At 39.2% G+C, this 26,930-nt stretch carries 20 protein-coding genes; 11 read left to right on the top strand and 9 right to left on the bottom strand.

Annotated elements, in window-relative coordinates:
- Positions 1-222, top strand: a 222-nt coding sequence (locus ACFSR5_RS03055; RefSeq protein ID WP_380900587.1) for a hypothetical protein, incomplete at its 5' end; no start/stop codon positions are given.
- A gap of 69 nt (positions 223-291) precedes the next feature.
- Here ACFSR5_RS03055 and ACFSR5_RS03060 read toward each other — a convergent pair.
- Positions 292-1,188, bottom strand: a complete 897-nt coding sequence (locus ACFSR5_RS03060; RefSeq protein ID WP_380900589.1) for a nucleotidyltransferase domain-containing protein — start codon at positions 1,186-1,188, stop codon at positions 292-294.
- 963 nt (positions 1,189-2,151) lie between these two features.
- Between ACFSR5_RS03060 and ACFSR5_RS03065 the strand changes: the two genes are divergently transcribed.
- From ACFSR5_RS03065 to idi, 8 genes are all read left to right on the top strand, one after another.
- Positions 2,152-2,814 carry a MarR family winged helix-turn-helix transcriptional regulator gene (locus tag ACFSR5_RS03065; protein WP_380900591.1) on the top strand — a complete coding sequence of 221 codons (663 nt, stop codon included), beginning with the start codon at positions 2,152-2,154 and terminating at the stop codon, positions 2,812-2,814.
- Positions 2,811-4,292, top strand: a complete 1,482-nt coding sequence (locus tag ACFSR5_RS03070; RefSeq protein WP_380900593.1) for a phytoene desaturase family protein — start codon at positions 2,811-2,813, stop codon at positions 4,290-4,292. Before ACFSR5_RS03065 ends, ACFSR5_RS03070 begins: the two co-directional genes overlap by 4 nt.
- The gene (locus tag ACFSR5_RS03075; RefSeq protein ID WP_380900595.1) at positions 4,289-5,125 is read left to right on the top strand and encodes a phytoene/squalene synthase family protein; all 837 of its coding nucleotides are present in this window, start codon (positions 4,289-4,291) and stop codon (positions 5,123-5,125) included. The genes ACFSR5_RS03070 and ACFSR5_RS03075 overlap by 4 nt, the downstream gene beginning before the upstream one ends.
- A gap of 29 nt (positions 5,126-5,154) precedes the next feature.
- Positions 5,155-5,520 carry an SRPBCC family protein gene (locus tag ACFSR5_RS03080; RefSeq protein ID WP_380900597.1) on the top strand — a complete coding sequence of 122 codons (366 nt, stop codon included), beginning with the start codon at positions 5,155-5,157 and terminating at the stop codon, positions 5,518-5,520.
- Positions 5,521-5,624: 104 nt separating this feature from the next.
- Positions 5,625-6,083, top strand: a complete 459-nt coding sequence (locus ACFSR5_RS03085) for a beta-carotene hydroxylase (protein ID WP_380900599.1) — start codon at positions 5,625-5,627, stop codon at positions 6,081-6,083.
- The gene (locus tag ACFSR5_RS03090; RefSeq protein WP_380900601.1) at positions 6,080-6,781 is read left to right on the top strand and encodes a lycopene cyclase domain-containing protein; all 702 of its coding nucleotides are present in this window, start codon (positions 6,080-6,082) and stop codon (positions 6,779-6,781) included. Before ACFSR5_RS03085 ends, ACFSR5_RS03090 begins: the two co-directional genes overlap by 4 nt.
- Positions 6,765-7,328 (top strand): lipocalin family protein, encoded by a 564-nt coding sequence (locus tag ACFSR5_RS03095; protein WP_380900603.1) that lies wholly within the window; start codon positions 6,765-6,767, stop codon positions 7,326-7,328. The genes ACFSR5_RS03090 and ACFSR5_RS03095 overlap by 17 nt, the downstream gene beginning before the upstream one ends.
- Before the next feature lie 257 nt (positions 7,329-7,585).
- Positions 7,586-8,116 carry an isopentenyl-diphosphate Delta-isomerase gene (gene idi / locus ACFSR5_RS03100; RefSeq protein WP_380900605.1) on the top strand — a complete coding sequence of 177 codons (531 nt, stop codon included), beginning with the start codon at positions 7,586-7,588 and terminating at the stop codon, positions 8,114-8,116.
- A 228-nt stretch (positions 8,117-8,344) separates the two neighbouring features.
- Here idi and ACFSR5_RS03105 read toward each other — a convergent pair whose 3' ends face one another.
- Positions 8,345-8,740, bottom strand: a complete 396-nt coding sequence (locus ACFSR5_RS03105) for a nuclear transport factor 2 family protein (RefSeq protein WP_380900607.1) — start codon at positions 8,738-8,740, stop codon at positions 8,345-8,347.
- Positions 8,741-8,742: 2 nt separating this feature from the next.
- Positions 8,743-9,111: a hypothetical protein gene (locus tag ACFSR5_RS03110; RefSeq protein ID WP_380900609.1), complete on the bottom strand. Its 369-nt coding sequence runs from the start codon at positions 9,109-9,111 to the stop codon at positions 8,743-8,745.
- Between the two features lie 116 nt (positions 9,112-9,227).
- Here ACFSR5_RS03110 and ACFSR5_RS03115 point away from each other — a divergent pair, with 116 nt between their 5' ends.
- Positions 9,228-10,235, top strand: coding sequence for an AraC family transcriptional regulator (locus tag ACFSR5_RS03115; protein WP_380900611.1), 1,008 nt, complete (start codon positions 9,228-9,230; stop codon positions 10,233-10,235).
- Between the two features lie 317 nt (positions 10,236-10,552).
- On the opposite strand, the gene ACFSR5_RS03120 is transcribed toward ACFSR5_RS03115, so the two are convergent.
- The 5 genes from ACFSR5_RS03120 to ACFSR5_RS03140 all read right to left on the bottom strand — a co-directional run bounded on the left by ACFSR5_RS03120 (position 10,553) and on the right by ACFSR5_RS03140 (position 19,610).
- Positions 10,553-12,193 carry a 2,6-beta-D-fructofuranosidase gene (locus tag ACFSR5_RS03120; protein ID WP_380900613.1) on the bottom strand — a complete coding sequence of 547 codons (1,641 nt, stop codon included), beginning with the start codon at positions 12,191-12,193 and terminating at the stop codon, positions 10,553-10,555.
- A 93-nt stretch (positions 12,194-12,286) separates the two neighbouring features.
- Positions 12,287-14,014, bottom strand: a complete 1,728-nt coding sequence (locus tag ACFSR5_RS03125) for a RagB/SusD family nutrient uptake outer membrane protein (RefSeq protein WP_380900615.1) — start codon at positions 14,012-14,014, stop codon at positions 12,287-12,289.
- 7 nt (positions 14,015-14,021) lie between these two features.
- A complete protein-coding gene (locus tag ACFSR5_RS03130; RefSeq protein ID WP_380900617.1) occupies positions 14,022-17,111 on the bottom strand; it encodes a SusC/RagA family TonB-linked outer membrane protein in 3,090 nt (1,029 codons plus the stop codon).
- A 214-nt stretch (positions 17,112-17,325) separates the two neighbouring features.
- Positions 17,326-18,261: a carbohydrate kinase family protein gene (locus ACFSR5_RS03135; RefSeq protein ID WP_380900619.1), complete on the bottom strand. Its 936-nt coding sequence runs from the start codon at positions 18,259-18,261 to the stop codon at positions 17,326-17,328.
- Positions 18,262-18,281: 20 nt separating this feature from the next.
- Positions 18,282-19,610 carry a sugar porter family MFS transporter gene (locus ACFSR5_RS03140; RefSeq protein ID WP_380900621.1) on the bottom strand — a complete coding sequence of 443 codons (1,329 nt, stop codon included), beginning with the start codon at positions 19,608-19,610 and terminating at the stop codon, positions 18,282-18,284.
- A 297-nt stretch (positions 19,611-19,907) separates the two neighbouring features.
- Here ACFSR5_RS03140 and ACFSR5_RS03145 point away from each other — a divergent pair, with 297 nt between their 5' ends.
- Complete coding sequence (locus ACFSR5_RS03145; protein ID WP_380900623.1) at positions 19,908-22,655, top strand: substrate-binding domain-containing protein; 2,748 nt, start codon at positions 19,908-19,910, stop codon at positions 22,653-22,655.
- Positions 22,656-23,610: 955 nt separating this feature from the next.
- Here the strand turns inward: ACFSR5_RS03145 and ACFSR5_RS03150 are convergent.
- Positions 23,611-26,925 (bottom strand): S41 family peptidase, encoded by a 3,315-nt coding sequence (locus tag ACFSR5_RS03150; protein ID WP_380900625.1) that lies wholly within the window; start codon positions 26,923-26,925, stop codon positions 23,611-23,613.
- Positions 26,926-26,930 lie beyond the last annotated feature (5 nt).

A 26,930-nucleotide genomic window follows, 5' to 3' on the forward strand; every position in this document is an offset into this window, starting at 1 on the left:
AAACCGTCACAAATACGTCACAAAGGGTTTCGCTACAATGGGAGGCTTCTGATATTTGAGAAAACGGATTTCCTCATCCGTGTTCCTAAACCCTCTTTTCAGAACATACTCTTTCAGTTCGGACAGGCATTCAAGAATAAGGTGTATAACAGCCTCCATCCGTTGTACGGAGCAATCGGTTTGAAATTCCACTCCACTAATAGCAATTTCAAGTCTATTTAAAATCATGACAATATTTGTCCATCATAATAAATTCAAGTTTTGATATTCATAAAAATTATGATAAATGCTTTATCGATTAAAAATACTTTTTGTGTCAAACTTCGGATGGTATAAACCATCTGTAAGCTCACCTACCTCTTTAAATAGTTCTTTAAGGAGATGTAAATTTTTATCCAACTTCAAAATGTCAGTTGTCAAAACCGCGTTTACTTTTTGGTCTAAATTGTCTGGAACAGATTCCGCTCGTGATAGTATTTGGACGGCAAGTTTATCTCCTATGGGATATATTTCGTTAATTGCGCATAAAGCATCGATAATGTTTTTCAAACATCGCGTAAAGCAACCCAAAGTGTTATACATATCTTTTTGAGAAGCAAATACTCCCGCTTGAGCCAACGTAAATTCAGCCGACCAAAGAGTAGCGTTTATGACATTTTGTTTTAATGCCTTTGGGTAAGGCTTGATCAATTCTTTAAGCTCCCTTAAAATAAAATTGGGGTCAAATAAAGGCACAGAGGTTGCACTTTCAGCTAGATATGTAATTGAATTAAAACCGAATGGCGGTTGTTGTTCATAATGACTTTGCCATTTACCAACTTTAGCATCTAAAATTGTCTTTTCAATCTGATTGATATTACGATATAATAAATCTACTTTACCTACTTCGGTGTTTATCCATGCACCGCCATTTACCCATGGGCCCCATTCATAAAAATCAACCACAACAGATTTTTTATCTGTTGAATATTTTTCGACGATTTTTTGAATGGCTTTTATTAAAAAAGGTTCTTGTTCATAATAGTAGAGTCCTAAATCAATATCGGAATTTTTATTCGCTCTACCTGTTGCATGTGAACCACCCAAAGCAATTGCTTTTAAGTTTTCGATTTTGCTAAGGTCTTCTATAAATTTGAAGATAAACTGCTTTTTACTTTCAGTTAAACTTGGTATTCTATTTAAAATCATTTTTTAATTCATTTTAAGTAAAACAATCCTATTTCTTCACGTATTAAATACTCGTGAATAAATGTATAAATTCAGTCAAAATCACTCCGTTACGTCACAAATCAAAACAGCATTTAATCTGTTTTTTGTGTTCGATAAAACGGCTAAGTCAAAACATAATCAAGATACATAACAATGTTTTAGCATAATTTCAACTACAATAAGTAGCGAACAAGAACAGCTAAATATTCCATCCATTACTATAGGCATTAACAGATTAACTGTCCCAAGCCACTCAATTATTAAATAAAAAGGGAAATTATACAGCAAATAGCAGTACGAGCAATCTAACGATTGTCTTCTAAAGAGGAAGCATTATAATACTACTTTCAGATATAAAATCTGAGAGTACGCTGTGCTTGCTGTATATCTATATCGATTAATTCATTGTTACAAAGGTATGACTAATCGATAAAATTCAAAATAAAAAAGGTAAATCTCTCATTCCTTTCGCATTAAATGCTGTAAATCGGGGTCATTCTTGATGCGCTCCATTTTACTTTCGACAATCTGAATAATGTACGATTTTTATCGTTTTAAATCTTCCAAAAAGAGTTCGAGTTCCTTACCAGCAAGCTCGCTTTCTAGACTTCTAACTTGTTAAAAGTTAGGGGTTTGTCTTGTTATTTCTAACTAAATGAGGGCTATTAATAATTCCCTTAATTTAATTGGGTTTTGGGAACGTTTGTACTCATTTCTCTTCTTCCTATAGATGACCTCCAGTATTTATTATTAGCCAATTTCGGCAAGAGACTGAACGATAGAATATTGCCGTTTCAGCCAGTAATTACATCCTCATGATATATACTATATCACCGAATCTTATCGAGAGTCTTGTATTGCTAAAAATGAATTGCATGATTTTGGTATAAATTTATACATTTAACATGTATGTTTAGTATATTTATGAACTAATATAAATATATGAAATATGATATTCTAAAAAATGTTCTCAATCTGCTTGAGGAATTTGAAGCAGATGTTCTTCAAGGAAGGACATATCCTAATGATATCGAGGATTTCAAAAGATGGATAGTTGCCAATTATAAACGTGAGGAAAAAAATAATGAACCTAGTTGGGATGGAAAAGAGAAGGGGCGTAGTGCAGAGAGTGTCATTAATACTTTAATTGTCCATATGAACAGATATGCCAAGAGTTATTCCAAGTCCGCCATACTCGGATCGGATTTTTCTACGCAAGAAGATTTTATCTACCTTATTAACCTAAAAGCCTTCGGGGAAATGTCCAAAATGGATTTGATAAAAAAGAACGTTCACGAAAAACCTGCGGGAATGCAAGTTATTAACCGGTTGATTGCGCAAGGTTGGGTAAATCAAACCAGTTCTGAGACTGACAAAAGAAGTAAAGTTTTAAAGATCAGCAATAAGGGAATCCAGGTTTTAGAAAAGCAAATGGATAAAATCAGAAAAGCAACTGAAATCGTTACAGGAGATTTAACTCATAACGAAAAAATGGAATTGATCAGGTTGCTCAGTAAGCTCAATGATTTTCACCAACAGATCTACGATAAAAATATTGAACCAGAATATTTATTGAATGAGGTTTTAAAAGATAGAAGGCTATGAAGAAAAAAATAGCCGTTATTGGTTCCGGTTTTTCGGGATTGTCTGCTGCCGCTTATCTGGCGAAAGCAGGAAATGAAGTTCACGTATTTGAAAAACACGACCGACCAGGAGGAAGAGCAAGACAGTTTTCGACAGAACACGGTTACGTCTTTGATATGGGACCAAGCTGGTATTGGATGCCTGATATTATAGAAAGTTTTTTTGCCGATTTCGGTTATAAAAGTTCTGACTTCTTTGAGTTGATTTCATTAAATCCGCAGTTTGAAATAATTTTTTCACAAGATAAGATCAGTGTCCCTCAAAATTTAGAGGAATTAAAAATCTTGTTTGAAAGAATCGAAAAAGGTGCCGGATTACAATTGGAAAAATTCATGCAATCGGCGAAATTCAAGTATGAAGTCGGAATGCAGGATTTTGTTAATAAGCCCTGCCACAATTGGGCTGAGTTTATTTCTCCAAAAATAGCTAAAAGTGCAATTAAATTAGATTTGCTGACGGGTTTCAGAACCTACGTTGCCAAATACTTTAAAAGTGAAAAGCTAAGAACGTTGATGGAATTTCCCGTAATTTTTCTCGGTGCTTCTCCAAAAAAAATTCCTGCATTATATAGTTTGATGAATTACGGAGGTTATGCTTTAGGGACGCATTATCCGATGGGCGGCTTTTATCAATTGGTACTGGCTATGAAAAAAGTAGCTGAAAGTCGAGGTGCTGTTTTCCATTTCGACAAAACCGTCGAATGTATAAATACGGATAACGTCAAGGTAAAATCTTTAATTATCAATGGCAATATCTATGAATTTGATGCTGTAATTGCTTCTGCGGATTATCATCATACAGAAACGCTTTTAAATAAAGAGTACAGAAATTATTCTGAAGGATATTGGCAAAACAGAACATTTGCACCATCAAGTTTGATCTATTATTTGGGCATCGATCAAACCATTCCTAACCTAGAACACCATACGCTTTTCTTTGAGAATGATCTAGACGTACATATTGATTCTATCTATGGTGAGAAAAAATGGCCCGAGAAACCACTGTTTTATGCTTGTTGTCCGTCAAAAACAGATAATACCGTCGCGCCCAGAGGCAAAGAAAACCTGTTTTTGTTGATGCCTTTAGCTATCGGAATAAACGATCAAGAGGTTGTTCGGGAAGAATATTTAATGGAAATGCTTTCAAGAATTGAGAAACATACAGGTATAACCGGTTTACGATCAATGATCGAATACAAAAAAAGTTATTGTGCCAGCGATTTTGTTTCCGACTACAATGCCTATGGTGGGAACGCGTACGGGTTGGCAAATACGCTCTGTCAAACTGCGGTTTTAAAACCTAAAATAAGGAACAAGAGATTGAAAAATTTATTCTATACCGGTCAATTGACCGTTCCTGGCCCCGGAGTTCCACCTTCCATCATATCTGGAAAAATCGTAGCGAACGAAATAATCAAACTTAAACAAGAAAAACTATGAAAAAGTTATTTGACGAACTATCCTATTCGGTAAGTAAGATAACAACGCAAAAATATAGTACGAGTTTTTCCCTGGGAATTTTTGCGCTGAAACCGTCTATTCGTTCTGCAATATATGCAATATATGGGTACGTGAGATTAGCAGATGAAATCGTGGACAGTTTTCACGGGTACGATAAAGAGAGGCTATTGAGTCGGTTAAAAGCAGAAACCCACGACGCACTGCATGAAGGAATTTCGCTCAACCCTATCCTACAATCGTTTCAGGAGACTGTAAATCAGTATAAAATTGACAAAAGTTTAATTGAACAGTTTTTACACAGTATGGAAATGGATTTGCAGAAAATAGATTACAATTCAGAACTATACGAAGAATATATTTTTGGTTCAGCGGAAGTAGTTGGGCTGATGTGTCTGCAAGTTTTTACAGATGGGAATATGGAAAAGTATAGTGAATTGAAACCTTATGCAATGAAACTGGGATCAGCTTTTCAAAAAGTTAATTTTTTAAGGGATTTGAAAGATGATTATCAGATTTTGGGCAGGACTTATTTTCCGAATATCGATATGTGCATATTTGATAATTCTGTGAAATGTCAGATTGAAAAGGAAATAGAAGAAGAGTTTAAAGAGGCTTTAATCGGGATTAAGAAGCTACCCAATTCCGCTATGTTTGGGGTGTATTTAGCTTACAAGTACTATTTGTCTTTGTTCCAAAAAATAAAAAGAAAATCCTCCAAAGAGATATTGAATAACAGGATTCGAGTTCCTAATTCCGAAAAGGCTTTTGTGGCATTCAAAAGTTATGTAAGATATAAAACTGCTTTTTTATGATCAGATTTACGCTTTTAAGAGACCAAGCTATGAAAAAGCGGTTAAACAGGGAACAACAATTGAATTGCGATGTCGAGGCAGCGTGGCATTTTATCTCTTCTCACAAGAACCTTTCGAAGATCGCACCCAAAGATATGGATTTTACGGTGCTGTCGGATTATAACGGCGAGCAGATTGCTGAGGGAATGGTGATCGATTATATCGTTTCGCCGTTGCGAAAAGTTCCGTTGAAGTGGAGAACGAGAATTATCTATGTGGAACCCAATAATAGCTTTACTGATTTTCATGAGAAAGGTCCTTATAAATACTGGAGCCATTTTCACGAATTTATCCTCAATAAAGACGGGATGCTAATGAAAGATACGGTAGATTATGAATTGTCTTTCGGCTTTTAGGGGAAGATGGCACATCTACTTTTTGAAAAAAAGAAATTGGCAGGCATTTTTGATTTCCGATACGACGTTTTAGAAAAACTCTTTAAACCTCAAAAAAAACTGATATGGCTTTTTTAATCGTATTGCTCACGTTTACATTGATGGAAGGCGCAACATGGATTATCCACAAATATGTTATGCACGGTTTCCTTTGGTTTTTGCATAGAGACCATCACGACCACAGCAATGAGGGCGTTCTTGAAAAGAACGACTACTTCTTTGTCATATTTGCTATACCAACTATTGCTTTGATGTATTTCGGTTCGCTTGAAAATTTCAATTATCTCTTTCATATCGGATTGGGAATTATGCTGTATGGAATGGCTTATTTTTTTGTGCACGATATTTTTATCCACCAACGTATTAAATTTTTGTCCCAAACCCAAAGCCCCTATTTTTTAGCGCTCCGTAGGGCACACAAGCAACATCACAGGCATATCGGAAAAGAAAATGGCGAATGTTATGGATTTTTAGTTGTGCCATTCAAGTATTTTAAAATGTATTATAACTCTGAGAAAAAATGATGACATATACTTATTCCTCAATATTGTTTTTTACGGTCATCATATGTTTCATTGCATCTTACGATAGACGAATTCTCTTTAACCGTTATTTTGGAGTGTTTATAAAATCTTCAATTTTCGTTGCTATTCCTTTCATTGCTTGGGATATATGGTTTACGGCAAAAGGTGTTTGGTGGTTCAATGCAGATTATACGCTCGGAATAGTATTGGCCGGGCTACCGATTGAAGAATGGCTGTTTTTTATCTGTATTCCGTTTTCATGTGTATTTACCTATTTCTGTTTCGATAAGTTTTTCAGGTTGGAATGGCTATCCGGCTTTAATAACCTGATCGTTTTTGTCAGTGTAATTATCTGTTCGGTTATGGCTTTGCTGCACCTTGATAAAATATACACGCTGGTCACGGCTATTGCCACCACAACGACCTTAATCTACCTGCATTTTATTGCCCGGGCGGAGTGGATTGGCAGAGCGTCGCTGGTGTATACAGTATTGATGTTAGGTTTCTTTCCGGTAAACGGCCTTCTAACCGGCACCGGATTGGAAGCTCCCATAGTGAATTATAACCCTGGAGACTTTCTGGGTGTGCGTATACTAACGATACCGATTGAAGATGCCATTTATGGATATACGCAATTTCTTTTGGTGCTTTATTTTTTTAAACGATTTAAACATGCTCAAGATGAAACCAAAAAATAAAATTTTAACAATAATCCTTTCCATGGGGTTAATTGCTTTTTTGAATTCCTGTGCCTCGATTCCAAAACGGGCAAAAGCTGTCGAAAACTTTGATGTAGATAATTATCTGGGGGTATGGCATGAAATTGCCCGTTTTGATTTTCGTTTTGAACAAAACTTAGACAATGTTTCCGCTCAATATAGCCTGAGTGAAGATGGTAATGTCACTGTGTTGAACAGTGGATATAACTATAAGAAGGAGAAATGGAAAAAAGCGGAAGGCTTAGCAAAATTTAGAGAAGATAAAGATACCGCTAAATTAAAAGTAAGTTTTTTCGGCCCTTTTTATTCGGGATATAATGTCGTGGCATTGGACGAAAATTATCGGTATGCGTTGGTTGTGGGAAAAAATTTAAAATATTTATGGATTTTATCAAGGACAAAGGATATTCCGGAGGAAATTAAAACAAGCTACCTGAAAATTGCAGAACGGATTGGATATGATACCTCTAAACTGATTTGGGTAAAGCACGACAGGAACGATAATCCATTTCTGAATGAAAAGTAAGGTCTCTATTTTTTGGTTTCGCCGGGATCTGCCTTGGAGGACAATGTGGGTTTGTATTAGGCTCTTGCTTTTTTACCAGGCTTTACAAACCGCAAAATTTGATAAAAAGCTGGAATATATCAAAGAATGGCTTCCGGAATTTGGGACAGATGCTCATCCCCAACCGATAGTAGAGGACGGATCCGCAAGAGACAGAGCATTGAATATATGGATAAGCTTTGCGGAAAAACAATCAATAACTTTTTAATTAACGTAAAATGGAAAGAAATAACGTAGTACTGGTCGATGAAAACGATAATGCAATTGCTGAAATGGAAAAGCTGGCTGCACACGAGCAAGGATATCTTCACCGGGCATTTTCGGTATTTATATTTAACGATAAGGAAGAGCTTCTTTTACAGCAACGGGCAAACCATAAGTACCACGGAGCGGGGTTATGGACGAATACCTGCTGTTCGCATCCACAATGGGAAGAAGATGTAGATTCGAGTGCTAAGGAGCGGTTAAAGTATGAAATGGGACTAACATGTGATTTAAGATTGATCTATTCATTTATATACAACGAGCGGGTTGAAAATAATTTGACAGAACACGAGCTGGATTATATTTTTATTGGTCACTCTAACCAGAGTCCTGTTTTAAACCAAGATGAAGCACAGGATTATAAGTGGATGAATGCGGATGAAATTCTAATGGATATAAAGGTTAATCCATCACATTACACGGTCTGGTTCAGACAGGCTTTTCCGGAGTTGCTTTCAAAGATAGATAAACGAAAAAGATATTAATCTCCCGAGGTTCAGGTTCTGTCGGAAAAGCACCGATAAAGCGTCTCGTAAATTGTGGCTGTATGGTGAATTTACATAGTTTTTGGTTGAACTTTACGTAATAGTATTACAGTTCTGTTTACAACCGTTGCCTGGTATTAAGTTATGACAACCGTATGCGTCAAGTGTTCGGACAACACGGAAAAACTGATGGAATCTATATTGTGTAAATTTGTGTATTGCCCCTGCTCATTTTACAGCCTCTGAAACAGCATAACTGTCTTCTAATAACGTGTATTCCGCTATTCTCATGTTTTGAAGTTTAAAATGAATGAAAAATATGGAGTTTACATCTTTGTTTGTTCTCAACATTTTAGTGATAAATTCACCCTTAATAATAGCTTCATCTTGATCGGATAAAATCTTATGAATTTTAGCTGATATCGGTCGGGTTTCCTCCCAAAGCTGCTTGAATAATAACTCAACGTCTGTTTTGTTTTTTCTTAAACCTAACCATTTTAACCTCTCCGTGTCTCCTGGAATTTCCCAATCCACGTCTTCAGCAAATAGGTTCATAAGGTTTTTTAAATCTCTTTCCTGCATATACTTGAGGAAATCCTTAATAAATTCGCCTGTTTTATCCATCGTTACAATTTGTTTAAAGCTTTTGTTTGAAGGTAAGCCATTACCCCTACCCAAGCCGCGACTGCAAGAATTACGACGGACCCTATCATACTAATCGTTGAAAACAATAAGGCTGTTACAATTATACTTACTATCACCCAAGTTATATCAATTCCAATAATAAGTTTAGTCCACGCCTTGTCTCGAGGGTGTTTAAAAGCGGTTACAAGGACAAATAGAGAAAATACAACCAAAAAAGCACCTGTTCCTATAATTGTGGCTGTGTTGTTCACTTTTAAAATACTTGCTACAACTTTTGGGCTTAGAGCAATTAATAAGCCTGTCAATCCTGAACTGATAGCATTTATCAGTAAAACATTTTTTAGTACCATAATCTTTGAATTTGTTCTACAAAGTTATCTTCCATAGATTCAGTTTGCTTATCATTAGGCGACAATGACTTATCATCTCATGCCCGTTTTGGTCTTGTGTTTGGTATATTTATACAATGAACTACAGGGAGATATTTTTACAAGCATTGCTAGTTTTTTGTAAGGAAAGAGGTGTAAGTATTAATAAACTGATGACATTTGCTGGAATTAAACATCAAGATCTAAATACAAAATCATCATTTAATATTTCAAACGTCCAGATGGAAATCATTTGGAAAAACATCATCCATCTTTCAAAAAATGAACTGTCAGGCTTCCATTTTGGGACTTCCATGCAGATTGCGGCACTTGGTGTTGTTGGTCAGGTCATTCAAATGAGCAGCAATGTAAAAGAAGCATTAAGGCATGCATGTTCTATGGTTCACTTATTGACTGATTTTTATATGCTAAATGTAAAGGAAAAGGAAAATACCTTTACTATTACTTTCGAAAAATTAGGAGGTTATTCTGATACACCAACTGCTCAGGATCAGATGGGGGACTTTTTGTTGTCTTTTGTACTTTATGAGTTGAAGGGATTAATCCTCGAAAATCCTATGCCAATCCATGCCAGCTTTCCAACTTTTAAAAAGAGGCATGAGAAAGAATATGAAGCCATATTAGGTTGTCCTGTAAAAAAGAGTGAAAATTATATCTTGGAATTCAAGAAGGAATACCTAAAAAACAAAATCATTACGGCAAATTACGAAATTCAGAACTTATTGATTGAAAAAATTAGCTTACTGCAAAATTCCTCTACCTTAAAGGGAGGCCTTTCAAAAAGGATCTTCAATTTGTTAATAGCTAATTCCTATCTGTTTTCTTTATCCATAGAGTCTGTTGCGGGTAATTTTAATATTAGTGTAAGGACTCTTCAACGACAACTCAAACAAGAAGGAGTCTCCTATATCCAAATTGTCGAGGAGGTAAGGAAATCATTGGCCATACATTATATGTCTAATAGCACATCTTCTGTGAAGGAAATTTCGGGTGTTTTAGGTTATGCAGAACCCAGCGGTTTCGTAAGGGCGTTTAAAAAATGGACCGGAAAAACCCCGATAACATTCAGGAATAGCTGTTTTTAATATTGATGCTGTGAGAAGTTATTAATCGATTTTATGTTAATTTTTGTTTAGTTTCGATCGGTTTTTGACGCATTAGTGAAATCAAGATTTTACCTTAAGACAGATATTTTTCAGGTTTAACCTGAAAATATCTGTCTTACTCTGTTACTTCATTTGTTAATGTATGGGATTATGTTGTGCTTCCCCGTTAAATGCCTCTATTGTGATTGTAGATGAGTGTGGCTGTTTTAATTAACTTTTATCGCAAATTCTAATCGAAGGGATTGCTTGTGAAGAAGCATGAGGTAACTCAAAAAAATGCTTTACATCCCTACAGTTTATTTCCAGATGGACTGTGCGCGAAATACTTCTAGATTTTTTACCTCGATATTATTGCCCCAGAAATGGAAACCTTCGGTATTACCAGCTTCCGGCTTCAGTCCCATGGAATAGGAATATGCCCCGCCATCGATAAATACCTCAGCATTTGTACGATCGATATAAATGTCAGCGGTAATTTCCATGCTGGTTAACTCCTCTGGCGAGTAAAACGTACCATTTATCGTCGTATGGTTTAAATCGTAATCCAATAGCCGCTGTCCATGCAGGTTGAGGCCGGCGCTTGTGGCATGCGACAATTTTAGTGTTGCCTTTATCCGGAGGACGTCATCATTAAACTCGTCCAGAAGTTCATTGGCTTGCGCGGCAGTCAACTCTTTTCCCTGTTTTGCGGAAGTGAAAAGCTGTTCGGTTTCCGCGACCGGCACGTTGTACAAACGCGGGCCGTCTTTGGTGGTACGAAGGGTAAGTTCCGTCGGCAGAAGCATCATTCCGTTAAAAGGCATCTCCGGATGGTTCAATCGCCCCCACCCGATTTGTACCCGTCGACCGTCAGGCATATTGGTAAATGTTTGCGCCGCATAGATAGAGCCGCTCGTATACAAGTACTTTCCAGACTCGGGTGTAAACACTTTGCCGTCAAACGATCCCAGCATATAAGTGCCGGAAGCCCCGTACATCACCCATTTGGTATTGTCAGCATTGCTATCTATTGGAAGTTCAAATAATTCAGGACATTCCCAAAAACCGGTAACGTGGCTTTCATATTTCCACTCCTTGAGATCTGACGACGTATAAATAGAATGACCGTCACGCTCATTTAGTACCATCACCCAGTGTCCTCCTCGCTTATACCAAAAAACTTTGGGGTCTCGCGTGTCTTTACTGTTCCATATATGTTTGGAATCGATCAGCGGATTTTGCTCATATTTTATCCAAGAACGCCCTTTATTTAGGCTATACGCCATACACTGAACTTGCTTATCCGGACTATCGGCTGTATAAAAAGCGATCATAGCAGGTGTGCCTTCAACATTGTACCCCGCAGTATTGTCATAATCAATTACTGCAGAACCTGAAAACATTGTTCCTGTACTGTCTGGATACAAAGCATCGGGCAGCTCTTCCCAATGTACAAGATCTTTGCTGACGGCATGGCCCCAATGCATATTTTCCCACTCACGTTCGTAAGGATTATGCTGATAAAATAGATGATACTCTCCGTCGTAATATACAAGTCCATTTGGATCGTTAATCCATCCACGACGGGTAGTAAAGTGAAATTGAGGACGATTTTTTTCTTTGTACAATTCATTTTGTCCTACAATTTCATCATCCTGAAATATGTTTTCCAAACCTGTACTGTCCCCTTCATAGCTGATTGTCAAAGTTTTACCTTGCATACTGGAAACATCTTTAAATACCCAATAATCTGCCACATCGCGAGCTAGACGTATCACGATAGACAAGTCGGGCTGTCCGCTTACTTTGAAGGTCATTTTACCGCGCTCCTGTGTATGAGAAACAGGTAGGTTCAGATATTTCTTACTAATTTTAATCTTAACTTCTCCTGCTGAAAGTGATAGCCCCACAAACAACAAGGTACTGATTAATGCAGTTTTCATAATCAAAAAATTCATACGATATATTTAAAAGTGATTAACATTTTTCAAAATTCTATGTGTAGATCCTGTATTTGTATTGCTGCAATACAAAATATATTTTATACAACTTTACCATCCATAGTTCTGTTGGTACAATTTTTTACTAAAGTCTATCTGTGATTTAGGTATCGGGAAATATTCGTCTCGGTTTTTCGTGAACTTAGCATCATTAAGGTATTGACGTCGGGTCTTTTCAACAGCGAAATACTCGTTTACCGTTTCCGCGGCAATACCCCATCTTACAAGATCGAAGAAGCGGTAGCCTTCAAGCGCCATTTCTAAGCGACGCTCCCAACGTAGGGCTTTAGTTGCGAAGGATTTGTCCCATACTGGACTATTGACTCCTGGTTTATATTCTTCTACAACGAATTTTCCGGTTTTCTTACCTTCTATATCCACCAACCTTGTCGTACTTTGTGCAGCACGTTTTCTAATGGTATTTATAATAGGCAAGGCTTCCGCTGGACGATCTAATTCTATAAGTGCTTCAGCACGCCACAGTAGCATATCATCAAATCTAATGATATCTCGGTTTTTAGAACTTGACATAAACGGAAGTAATTTTTTAAAGCATGGACAGTCTGGTAAAACAACCTCTTTGAGTGACATGAATGCTCCGTAGGTTTCTGGTTGCCTTGTCCAAGATTCCTTAAAGATAAAATCAGGTTTGTACTTATATGGCATATCAGGGATTGCAACAGAATGTAGCAAACGAGGGTCTATATTATTGTTTTGCAGATCGGAGGGGGTACTTATACTTGCCGCGTTGAAACTGTCGAACAGTGGTAATCCGTTATTATCTGTCTTGAATGAATTAACCAAATTTTGAGATGGAGAATGAAATCCGCAACATCCGTATTCAGAATTCATTGGATAGTTAAGCATCGCTCCGAAATCAAGACGTCCAAACATAGTCCCGTCATTTACCGAATATTGGATAGCAAAGATAGATTCTTTTCCATTTTGAGTTTCCCACAGAAAGTTTTCTTCAAAATTATCAGCCAAATTGTATCTGCCTGAAGCTATAATTTCATCAGTAAGAGAGACAACCTCTTCCAATTTTCCCTTGTCAATATTGATTACGTTGTTTTTTTCATCCTGTTCATAAGCGGCATACAACAATGCCTTTGCCAAATAGGCTTTTGCCATCCATTTGTTTATCCGTCCTATTTCTCCAGCAGGATCCTTAAGAATATCGGCTGCATATCTAAATTCCTGAATAATATATTCCCAACCTTGTTTGTCTGTTAGTTCTCGGTTTGAAATATTTTTATACTCGTCGACGGAAATAGTTTCATCTACATAGGGTATATGTTTGAATAAAATTTTAAGGTCGAAATAGAAATGCGCTCTAAGGAAACGGACTTCCGCAATGCGCAGATCCCGTGTTGGCAACTCGGCATTCGAAATGACATTTAATTTTTCCAATGCCGTATTTGCTCGTGAAATAGCTTTATAACCTTGATACCACCTCCTGTCGAGCATGCCTACATTATCTCTCATATAGACAAATGTTTCGAATAGATGGAAATCCCCCATATCACCTGTGCCTGCACCTCCTTTATAAGCGTCTCCTGACCGTAAATTGCCATACGGCCAAGGGCTTAGAGGTTGTTGAAAATGCTCGTTCCCTAAAGCTGAATACGTAGTGATAACCAGTTTCTCTATATTCTCAGGTGTTTCTAATTGTTCTTCAAATACTGAACCTTTAGGTGTTTCACTTAAGAAATCGTCGCAGGCTGCGAAATTGATGATCAACCATGCAGATAGGACTATTGATATAATAATATGTTTCATATGGCTATTAGAAGGTTATGTTAGTACCGAATGTTAAAGAAAATGGGATAGGATAAGCCAGATTAGGCACTTCTGGGTCTACTCCTGTAAAATTTTTACTCTTCATAGTTGCTATATTCTGAGCTATAAAATAGAATCGCGCGTTTTTCAATAATTTAGCTTCCGTCGACCTAGATAGCGTATATCCGATTTCTAGGTTGGCCAACTTCAGATACGAAGCATTTTCTACAAAATAAGAAGAGAAGCGTTGCTCATTATTCAGATCGTTCAAAGATAACGCCGGTATAGTAGAACTCGAGTGTTGAGGAGTCCATGCCTCAAGTGTGCGGTCTCCATAATTGTGTCCACTAAAGAAACCTATAAAGTCTGAATAACGTTTTACACCGTTGTTCACTTTTAGACCGTAGACACCATTCCAGAACATGCTAAGATCAAAATTTTTCCATTTTGTAGAGAGATTAATTCCGTACAATAATTTAGGGTCCCCATGCCCAAGCCATACTCTGTCATCATCGTCAATTTTATCATCATTATTTGTATTCTTGTAGCGAATGCGTCCCAAACCTTTGCCTGTCTGTGCTACATGTGCATCTACTTCATCTTGTGTACGAAAAAGACCATCTGCCAAGTGACCATACATAGAGCTTAATGGACGCCCAAGTATAGTTTGATCATTTCCATTTCCAGCATACGATCCTAATACATCATCAGGCAATTCGGTTATTTTATTACGATAATGTGAAGCATTCGCCGCAATAGAATATTCTACCTCTCCAATTTTTCCGTAATATGTCGCTACAGCCTCAAACCCTGTATTTTTCATAGAAGCTCCATTTACCCAACGATCGCCTCCTTCTCCAATCGTACCGATAAAAGGGGGTTTGACCAAAATATCCTTAGTCAGTTTATGAAAATAGTCGAATGAGAGTATAACGTTCCGACCAAACAGCTCCATATCAACACCTATGTTATTCTGAGTTGTGCCTTCCCATTTTAGATTGGGATTAGCCATTTGAGTACGTCTGAATCCAGAAGGTAAAGATCCGCCGCCGCTACCGTATATATCATACGCAGTGCCATAGTCTGGTTCGTCTATAGGACGAGACCCGTAAAGGGCTTGATATATACCATATGAAGCATAATCCCCGATTTCTTGATTCCCTGTTCTACCCCAACCATAACGAAGTTTCAACTCAGGTACGACCGAAAGGACGTCCTTAAAAAAATTCTCTTGGCTAATTCTCCATCCGAGAGAGAATGCCGGAAATGTACCCCAACGATTGTTTTCTCCAAATCGAGAAGAACCATCGTGCCGCAATGTGCCGGAGAATAAGTAGCGATTATCATAATTGTAGTTCAATTTTCCGAAAAAAGAAGCCAAAGAGTATGCCGTTGCCCATCCGCCGACACGCATATCTCCCGTACCAACATTCAGATACATGTATTCGGGAGTTTCGACAGCGAAATCATTTCTTCCAGCCGAAAATTCTTCATAACTATATTTTATAAGTTCCTGACCTGCAAGCATATCAAAGTTGTGTTTACCTAGATCAAACTTATAATTGGCTGTATTGCTCAAAATCCAGTTCCCCCCATAATTAGCGTTATTATCCACGCGATTGGTATTTTCTGACATGAAGCCCGATACGTATTTCAACTGCATATTACGTTTCCAGAATCCAACATAGTCTATTCCAAACTTAGATTGCAGATGAAGGTTCTTAATAGGCTCAATGCCTATATAAATATCTCCGAACAAGCGTAAAAAGTCTTCACGATTTTGCTTATTATCTTCGATAATTCTTATTGGATTATGACGATCGCCCATTCCACTAACTGGACCTCCCCATCCAACACCATCGATAGTATGAATAGGTACAATGGGCCATATCTCATGGGTCAGATTAAGTAACCATCCCGGATCTACCACTGATTTTCGAATTTTTGACAAAGAGAAGTTTTCGCCAATTCTCACCATTTTATCTATTAAGTAATAATCAGAATTGATACGGGTAGAAATACGACTAAAATTTGTACCCTTCACAGTCCCTTGGTTACCGACATAATCAAGGGAGAACAGAGCATGACCTTTTTCAGTACCCGAAGTTAAAGTCATGTTATAATTTTGGGCAAGACCTGTGCGTCCTACCTCTTTTTGCCAGTCTGTATCTGCAGGAAACATTGTTTTGTTGACGTCCAAATATTCCGGCAAAATCACTTCATCCAATATATCAGCGTTGTTTTCGGTATGCCACTTAAATTTATAAACTCCAAAATTGGGGTTAATACCATCATTCAGGGCTGCACGCCATTGGACATATCCTCTTTCCCACGTATTAAGCAGATTGAGAGATTTCCCATAATTTTGTACTTTGAGAGATGTCCTAAAGTCAACTTTAGTCTCTCCAGCCTTACCTCTTTTTGTTGTAATAATAATAACCCCGTTAGCGGCACGAGAACCATAAATACTTGAAGAAGAAGCATCTTTTAATACCTGAATAGATTCTATATCATTCGAGTTAAGTTCGTTCATAGAACGTTTACTGGGGACACCGTCTATAATATACAAAGGATCATTGTTTCCTAACGTACCTATACCCCGTATCCTTATTGTAGCCCCCCCATCGGGAGCGCCACTGGACTGCACCTGCATACCCGCCACACGGCCTGTCAGCGACTGCATAATATTCGAGGAGCTAACATTCTCCACATCACTTATTTTTATTACACTTACCGCTCCTGTGAGGTCTGCTTTCTTCTGGGCAGAATAACCCGTAACGACAACCTCGTCCAATAATGCATCATCAGGTACAAGCAGTACGTCGATTGTTGTTAGTCCCTTAATCGTCGCCAGTTGTTTTTGATACCCTACGAAACTAAGCTCTATGGCCGTTTCTGAATTTGGAAGCACCAATTCAAAGACTCCTTGTTCGTCAGAAGTCGTCGATAGTTGGCTTTGTACAGCAACAACAGTTACTCCAGCTAAGGGTGCGCCCGAATTTGCCGTGGAGACTCTACCTTTCAATGGCTTGGTCTGTGCATAGGCCGATATGTAGCCACTACATAGCAAGCATAGCAGAATAATACTATTTTTCATATTTAAATTACTAATTATGAGCTGTTTATAGAACACTTAGAGTGTTTATTTCGCTCGGTTCATGGATAATACACCCTTAGAAAAATAACAAGAGAGACTACGCGACCTTGAGTATATATCTTGGAGGGTTTATTTATTGGTTACAAAACTTTTTTCGTGTAGTATTAAGATTAATGGCAAGCGTTGGCGGGCTTTCTTTACGATCGAGCTCCTGTCACTCGGGATACAAAGGGTTGAGCCACTGAAATCTGTTGATGGTCCGCAAATCATAGCTTGGGCAGGCTCCGGAACTTTGTGTCACAAAGCCGCTGAGTGCCGCGGCAAATTCCAACATTTCTTCGATACTCACCTGTTTATCCTGGCGGCATCGCTGTGATAGAAAAGCTGCCAGAAAAGAATCTCCGCTACCAATAGTATCTTTTACTTCTACTTTTAAAGCGGATAAATGATAACAAAAGTTTCCAGCCTTAGAATGATAATTCGCGCCTTTTGCACCATACGTCACAATGAGTTCATCCACATCAAAAACGGTCATGATCGCTTCGACTTTTTGACCATCTGTTTCATCTATTGACAAACCTAACCACTTCGCTACAAAACCAAGTTCCTCCTCGTTCATCTTTACCAGATCCGCATAGCTAAGCAATTCAAAAATCCGCTCTTGCGTATAATGTGGTGTTCTCAAGTTTATATCAAACACTCTATAATTTGCTACTTTGACTAGAGTTTGAAGCGCTTGGTAGCTGATGTTGTTACGCGTTGATAAACTGCCGAACACAAAAAAATCAGCTTGGGAAGCGGCATCGATCTCCTTCTGGCCAACAGAAATATAATCCCATGCAACAGGGAACACAATTTCGTAATGTACGTCTTTGTTGTCGTCAATATGAACTTCTACTGTCGATGTGGGATAACTTTCGTCCTTTTGGAACAAGGTCAGAGGAATCATCAATTCCGCACACAGTGTTTTAATATCTTTTCCGTCAGCATCATTTCCAACACGCGTAAGCATATCGGTACGGATGCCTAACTTATTTAAGTGATAAGCCACATTGAGCGGCGCACCGCCAAGTTTCCGTCCGGTAGGCAGGTTGTCCCAAAGCACCTCCCCGAAACATACACCTTTTGTATTCAATTTTTCATCTTTCATCTTTTCTCACTTGTAATTCACTAATGCAATGTCATAGTATTGCCCATCTCTTCCAGCGATTTTCCTTTTGTTTCTGGCATCAGTTTCCACACGTACAGCAGCTGGAGTACCATACATACTGCGAAAATTAAGAAGGTATAAGCTCCTCCTAATAATCCGGTAAGTGCAGGAAAACAAAAAGTGATAACGGCGGCCATTACCCAATGGGTTAAACTTCCCAGAGTCTGCCCCTTAGCTCTTATATCGTTTGGAAAAATTTCCGATATAAATACCCATATCACTGCACCTTGTGAAAAAGCAAAAAAGGCAATAAAAAGCATAAGATAAACGGTTACCATCATGCCTGCGACCGTATCTAAAAAAAATGCGTACGATACTAGGGACAGTGCCCAAATCATTCCTAGTGAGCCGATAAACATTAGCTTGCGTCGCCCTATCTTATCTATAAAATTGATGGCCAGTAGGGTGAAAATAAAATTAACTAACCCGATCCCCACTGTTGACAACAACGAGCTTTGTGCACCCAGTCCAGCCATTTCAAAGACGCGGGGTGCGTAATAGATGATAGCGTTAATACCCGATACTTGATTAAATATCGCAAATAGGATCGCCAATATTACGGCAGAACGATTGTTTTTTGAAAATAAAAGTCCGTCCCCGCCTGCTTTTACTTTTTGCTGGCTTTTCAACATAGACTCAACATCATACGCAGCTTGCTCGCCGCTAACTTTCTTCATAATAGCAGTTGCCTCTTCCTTTTTTCCCCGGTGTAGCAATAGCCAACGTGGACTTTCAGGGACAAAGGAGATTAGAACGAAGAAAACCAGAGACGGAAATGCTTGTACACCAAGCATCCAACGCCAAGATTCTTCCCCGCCTTGTCCAATAAAATAATTAGATAGATAAGCCACCAATATTCCCAGTACCACATTAAACTGAAACAGCCCGACCAATTTTCCACGTGATTTCGCTGGAGAAATCTCGGATATATATATAGGTGCTGTCACGGACGATACACCAACTCCAATGCCGCCTAAAAATCGAAAGAGGATAAAGGTGTTCCAATCCTGTGCGAACGCCGTACCGATAGCTGAAATGAAGTAGAGCGAAGCTACCAGGAATAACGTCGATTTACGGCCCAATTTATCAGACGGGTAAGCGCCCATTGCGGCCCCTAAGACAGTTCCGATTAAAGCTATTGCCATCGTTAAACCGTGCTGAAATTCATTGAGCGACCAGAATAGCTGTACGGCTTTTTCCGCACCCGAGATCACGGCCGTATCAAAGCCAAATAGAAATCCGCCTAATGCCACAACAAATGACCAGGCCAAAACTGTGTTTTTGTTCATGTTACTTTGTTTATAACTGATTAATCCAAAATTAGTATGAACTCCATCCTTGTGTAAAATAATAGTCAACAATTTATATCAAATTTGAATCATTTCTAATAAAAATGTAACTCGCTATTATTCAATAACATAATATTATTTAGAATATTAAGAAACGTGACTTTTATACCATTTATTTAGATTACGTTTCATATCTATTCTGTTTACAAAAAGTGTATTTCACACACTAAGATTTGCTCGTTTTTCACAAACGAACAAAAAGATGTATCTTAAGACAAGAAAATTCGAAACACGGGTATGTCAAGGTTTTACGTTTTTTTTTCTTTCGTACTTCTATGCTGCCATGCCTGCAAGCCAGTCGGTGAGAAAACGCAATTTACTATTGCCTTTTCGCAGTGCATTGGTGACGACGCCTGGCGGGAAACCATGCTGGATGAGATGAAGCGGGAATTGTCTTTTTATCCAAACATAGAATTTATCTACCGCGACGCTAGCGGAGATAATCAGAAGCAAATACAACACATACGAGAGCTCCTTGAACAAAATATAGATCTGTTGGTTGTTTCTCCGAATGAAGCGGAGCCGTTGACGCCAATCGTTGACTCTGTTTTTCATAAAAATATTCCGGTTATCGTGACCGACCGCAAAACATCGTCCGGTTTGTATAATGCTTACGTTGGTGCTGATAATGTAGCCATTGGCAGGTTAGCCGGACAGTTTATCGTACATACACTCAAGGGACATGGGCAGGTAGGAATCGTCACTGGACTGAAAGGTACATCGGCATCCATCGAACGAAAGAAAGGGCTTTTAGACGCATTGGATAGCGCCGGCACTGTGCGACTGGGTATCGAAATAAGAAGTAATTGGGAAAGACAAAACGCTTATGAACAAGCTAAACACCATATTGATCAATTTCTGCAACAGGATATTATCCTTGCATTTAATGATCAGATGGCTTTTGGCGTTATCCAAGCACTTCGGGAGGCAGGTGAAAATCATAAACGGGTTATTGGCGTTGACGCTCTTTCGGGCAAAGGTAATGGATTATCCGAAATCGCCAAAGGAAGGTTATTCGCTTCGATGCTCTATCCCACCGGTGGTACGGAAGCTATTCGGACTGCGGTGGCCATTTTGCAACGTAAACCGTATAAACGGGATAATATTCTGGGAACTGTAGTCATTAACCAGGACAATGCGGGACTGATGATGTTGCAATCTAATAAGATACAAGAACAGCAAAAAGATATAGACAAGCGGCAAGAGCTTATTGTCGAACAAAATAAAATATACCGTGACCAACAAACGACATTGAATGTCTTGATAACAAGCTTGGTTCTGGCGGTGGTATTTGGCGGAATATCGGTTATCGTCATCAAAAGCAATTGGGAGAAAAACAAGCACCTCGAAAAGCAGAATGAAGAGATACTTTCGCAGCAGCAGCAAATTGTTGAGATGAACCATCAGATTCAAGCGGCTTCGGAAGCGAAAAGTAGATTCTTTACAAACGTGTCTCATGAGTTTAAAACGCCACTTACACTCATTCTCGCTCCTATGGAGGAATTAGAAAAGGAAAAAAGACTCTCTGTCGAAGGACTAGATCATTTAGCACGTATCAAACGTAATGCAAAAAAGCTTCAGCAGCTTGTTACGGATCTAATTGACATTCACCGTATAGATAAAGAAAAAAGACAGCTGCAGGCTTCATCCGTCCAAATTGATACGTTTGTACAGCAGGTGCTGAGTAGCTTTAAACCTCTGTCACAAAAGAAACGTATCTCGCTAAGTTACATTAGCAAAACGCCCCATAAAGAATTATGGATAGACGAATATTTGATGGAGCAGGCACTTTCGAATCTTTTGTCAAATGCTTTTAAATTTACGGCGCCTGGAGGAAAGATCAGCGTGATTGTAGAAGAGAATACCTTCGGCGACTATTTACTTATTCGAATTGTTGATAATGGAAGCGGTATAGTTTCCACAGATATCGATTACATTTTCGACAACTTCTATCAAGGCGAGCAGCAGTCTTCTGGTTCTGGAATTGGACTAGCTTATGTAAAGGAGATTGTAGAACTCCATCATGGACAGGTGACAGTCAGTAGTAAGAATGGAGCAGGTTCTTCATTTACCTTACGTCTGCCAATGGGACATTCCCATTTAACGGCAGACGAAAAAGTAGAATCGCCGAATAAAGTACGCCAAACAGAACGTGAAGAACGCATTCTGAACATAGATACATTAACGGAGGAAAAGCCCTCTTTTTATTCTTGCAAAGCTCCTAATATTCTGATTGTTGACGATCATGCGGACCTTCAGCTCTTCCTAAAGGATATTCTTGAACACGAATACAACTTAGTATTTGCAAAAAACTACGCAGATGCTTTTTCAAAAATCGAAAAAAGCTATCCAGACCTAATAGTGAGTGACATTATGTTGCCAGACGGAAGCGGGTTGGATTTATTAAAAATGGTCAAAAATAGTCCACAATATAATAAGATACCGGTATTACTGCTGAGTGCTTTGGACACGGAAGAGAGTAAAATTGAGGGAATGCGTCTGATGGCAGATGCTTATCTCACCAAGCCATTTGGCGTCGATCACCTAAAAGCTGTAATAACAAATCTCATTACATCCCGAAGTCGATTGAGAGATCATTATACGAGCATTTTCGAACCGGACGACACAGTGGTGAACGCGACACAGGGAACAGCACAAGACAGGAGATTTATGCAGAATTTGGACATAATTATCGAAGAGCATCTAGGCAACAAATCGTTCGGTGTAGAAGATATTGCGCAAGCGATGAATATGTCTCGGGTACAGTTGTATCGCAGAACCAAGAACCTTCTAAACAGTAGCGTCAATGAGTATCTTCTACAGCGCCGCCTAACTAAATCCAAGCATCTTTTGTTAGACGGACTTGACATTAATGAGGTCGCACAGCAGGTCGGCTTCTCCTCTGGTGCGTATTTCGCTGCAGCTTTTAAAAGACAATTTGGCACTACCCCAAGCGGGTTTCGAAAGGGCAAGTTAAAGCAATAGTAAAGAGCGCCCGAGATGTGGTAAGCTACGAATGATGCTTCTAATTAAAGCGATGGTTGCTGCCAATCTTACCTGTAGTTGTTGAGTTTAGCCATACCTTTATCGTGTAACTTATTTATAAGCTTATGCAGTACAGCTAATTGCCGATCCCGTTACCTGCCTTTTCTACCTCACAAAAAACATGGTCAGCAATATGGAAGGAATTTTCTTCTAAAACTCATTGCTGTGGCTTTTTAGATCTTATTATCTAAAAAGCCCAACAGCGAGTTCCACCCAAATCGCGAAACTTATACTTAAGACGATTGCACAAGCTAGTAGTCGATTAGATCGTTTTCGAAGGATTTCTAAAAGAAACGAACAACAGAATCCTGTGGTAAATAACAATGTTCCGGCAATTGCGAAATCGAATACCGTCCAATTTACCTCGTTCGTAAACTGCATGGCGATTAAAGGAACAGCTAACAGTATGAAGACGCCTAGTACTATAAAAGACAGCCTCCTGTTCAATGTAAATGATTTCATTTTATTTTTTCATAAAGTACTTTGATATTCAAAGTTGATAATTACTTTTTATATATCCAAATAAAAAAAATCCGAAATAGGGCTGATTATCAAATAGGTGTAAGTACTGTTCGTATCTACATAAAGAATGCTGCCTCCAAAACGGAGGTAGCTACGTTAAGTGACCGAAATAGATGCTAGAAAGCGTAGGGGATTCCCAATAGAACCTGAAAGAGATTTCCACTTGGACTAGCTAAACCGACACTATTCACTCTATAGTTGAATTCTTTTGTCATTTGATCGAAGCGTATGTCACAAAAATGTTGCGATTCTATTAGCTCAAAACAAGCAGAAATTTAAGGATTTGCTAAGCGAAAACACAGGGTCGTCTAAAACACAAATGAGCGAAACGATAAGCTTCGCTCATTTTGTGTCTTCCTGTGCATCGGATTTGTTATCGAAGATCATTCAGAATTTCCTGAACAGCACGTTCCAATTGCGGATCTTTATCCGCGAGGCGGTCGGAGACGGTGTTTTTTACGTAGATATCTGGAGCAACGCCGCTCATTTCTAAATCGTGCCCGTCTAGCGTGTAGCATCCCCAAGCCGGCACACGAAACATCGAGCCATCTACCAATCCCTTCGCCGAGGTAAAAATAATCCAGCGATAGGTTTCTGTGCCGATAATTTTCCCCAGTTTCAAAGCCTTAAAACCGGCTGCGGTCATTTCTGCATCACTTAACGACTGCTCATTGATGAGCAAGACAATGGGCTTGCCGCCGGGCGTAAAGTTTCCTTGGGGAGCTTTTTTACCACCACGATATTGCCACTGTAAATAGGGACGTTGTTGCAGAAAGCGAAGGACTTCATCGTGTACGTTACCACCTGTATTGTATCGCAAATCTAGAATAATTGCCTCTTTGTTATTCTCCTGTTCAGCCATATCTAACAGAAAGCGGTTTAATTCGGCACCGCCCATATTTTTCATATGGGAGTACGCTATCCGGTTGTTGCTCCAGTTGCTAACTTTAGTTCGATTGTTTTTTATCCATTCGTCGTATAGCAGTTCTTTGAAATTGTTGCTGGTCTGAGGTCGGATATTAACACGGTGTTCTTTTCCTGCTCGGCGCACCAAAAGCTGTACTTCTTGAGCTAATGAGGGCCACGTAAAATAAAAATCTCTGTCCTTGGCTGGGTCAATCTGCTGGCCGTTGACAGAAACGATTTCGTCACCAATTTTTATATCAACGCCCTTTCGAGATGCTGGTCCATTTGGCACAACATGTGTAACCTCTAACGGATGCTGTGCGTCGTACAGGAGGCCTAATTCGTTTGTTACGAAATTGAAGGGCTTTCGCTCCTCGGATCCAGTGGAGCTGAAGCCCAGATGGGATGAATTTAACTCTCCGAGCATATCATTTAAAAGGACACGCAAGTCAGAGCGATTGTTGATGCCATCCAAATATGCGGCATATTTTTCTCGTACAGCTGTCCAATTGATGCCATGGAACGTGTGGTCGTAAAAATTTTCTTCAATTCCCGCCCAAGTCTCGTAAAACATTTGCTTAAATTCTCGATCTAAGTCTCGGATAAATTTAAAACTCATATTTACTTTATCCAATTTGTTGGATTCGATGCTGTATTTATGAATCGATCCACCACTTAGGGCATAATACTTCCCGCCCACCTCAAACAATTGACCGAGCGCCATGTCGCCGACTTTCTCCGTCTTCCCTTCCTCAAAGGGTTCGGAGACGTGCCGATATATCGCCCCCTTGCCTTCGTGATTGGAGGAGAAGAAGACGTACGTTTTGTCGCTCTTTTGGATAACCGTTGGGGAATATTGTGTTCCTATGGACGGGCTTACTTGACTGATCCGGTCGGAAAGATCCTTAAAATCAATGTGGACAAAGACTTTCTTGTTTTCAGAAGCAGGCTTCTTCTTATCTTTCACTGCGGTGGAATCCTTTTTTTCTGTTGAGGTATCTTTGAATAAATCTTCGAATTTGTCAGTACGATAAGGTTCGTCTATGTTTTCCAACGCCATCTTATAAATGCTGGCGAACTGCATCCCTGTCGGATAAGAAGGCTTGGTTCGGTTGCTGGCGAAATAAATGTGCTTACCGTCAGGAGACCAATACGGACTGGCTTCTGTAACACCTGTGTTGGTAAGATTGAACGTTTGGTTACTGGATAGATGATGTACAAAGATATCCTGCTCAAAGTTACGTATCGCTGTGAACAGGATGTAGGTCCCGTCGGGCGAAAAAGAAGGCGACGAATTTTGAAACGCCCAGATTTCGTCTTGTACAATAACCGAACTTTTCAGCGTCGTCAAATCTAGCAGACGGACTTCGTCTCTTCCGCTTAGGTATACTGCCTTGCTACCTTCTTTATTAAAAGTTAGCTCTCGGTTGTTACGAAGGTCGCTGGTATGTTGTTTGGTCTCTCCTGTGCCATCAGCCAGGCGTGAAAACCAATTTTGATAGCCTTGGAAGGTCTGGCTAAATAATAACGTCTTATTGTCCTTTAACCATTTTACTTCCATCACGCGTTCGCCACTGCTCGGCATCTGTCGAATAAATTTGCCGTCAATGTCGCTAACAAACAGCTCTCCGCGAGAAACGAATGCAATTTTCTTACCGTCGGGTGATACATCAAAATAGCTGATTGAATTACTGATATCGAATTCTTTGGACTTGCCCAATATCCTATTACGGCTCAATTGGATAACTGGTTTTGATGTCTTTTTACTGGATACATCGTAAACGTAGAGTTGATAGTCTTTCTCAAAAACAATCTTGCCGCCATCCGCCGCCACGATAGGACGCTTGATGGATTCTTTGAAACGGGTTAAATTTTGCTTCTTACCATTTTGGAATGTGAACAGGTTGTATTCATCGGTACCCTCGTCCGAAGCAAAAAAAATATTTCCTTTGCGATCAACACTGGGCCAGAAATCTTTTCCGGGATAATCCGTGTGCTGTTTGAAAGTTTTGGAAATAGGATTGTAGGAATAAATATCCGGGTTAAATGCCCCTTTATATCGTTTCCGGTTGGCGGCCGAATAGCTTTCCCATGAATCGTTAAAAAGCAGGTCTCCCTGAGGAGTTTCTACCATACCGTGGATGTAGTTGAAAAAATGTGCGAAAACACGCTCGGCAGTGCCCCCCGTTTTACGGACCTTATAGCTGCTTAAGCGGTTGTATCTGGACGATGTAAAATATATATATTGACTGTCCCAGCTCCAACTATCAACCTCATCACCGCTGTCGTGATAGGTTAGCTGCTGGATATCGCCTCCCATTAAAGGCATGACGTAGACATCCATGTTGCCATTTTGATTGGATGAAAAAGCCAACCATTGACCATCTGGCGATATTCGAGGAGAGACCTCATTTCCATCCATTGCCGTCAGGCGGAGTGCAGTACCACCATCGCTGCCGACCCTCCATAGGTCGCCTTCGAAACTGAACACCATTATTTTTCCGTCCGGACTTAGCGCAGGGTGTGATAGAAATGACGGCTGTTGCGCCATTGTACTCGGTAAAAAACCGAGAGAAAGCGCTAGAAACGCAAGCTTTTTTTTCAACATATGTATGTTATAAGTTTTTTTAAGTTTTTCTTCGTATGCAAGCTTGGTAAACTTATTCATAATCAGCATACCCTGCAAAGGTATGACTTCTTTGAAATCTTCGATGTGCGTATCGTATTTTTTACCACCACTGCGAAAAGATTTGTACGGCACAAACATGTTTGCGTAGTTCACGTTAT

Origin of the sequence: Sphingobacterium suaedae, from assembly GCF_042684625.1 — a bacterium.
Lineage (GTDB): Bacteria > Bacteroidota > Bacteroidia > Sphingobacteriales > Sphingobacteriaceae > Sphingobacterium > Sphingobacterium suaedae.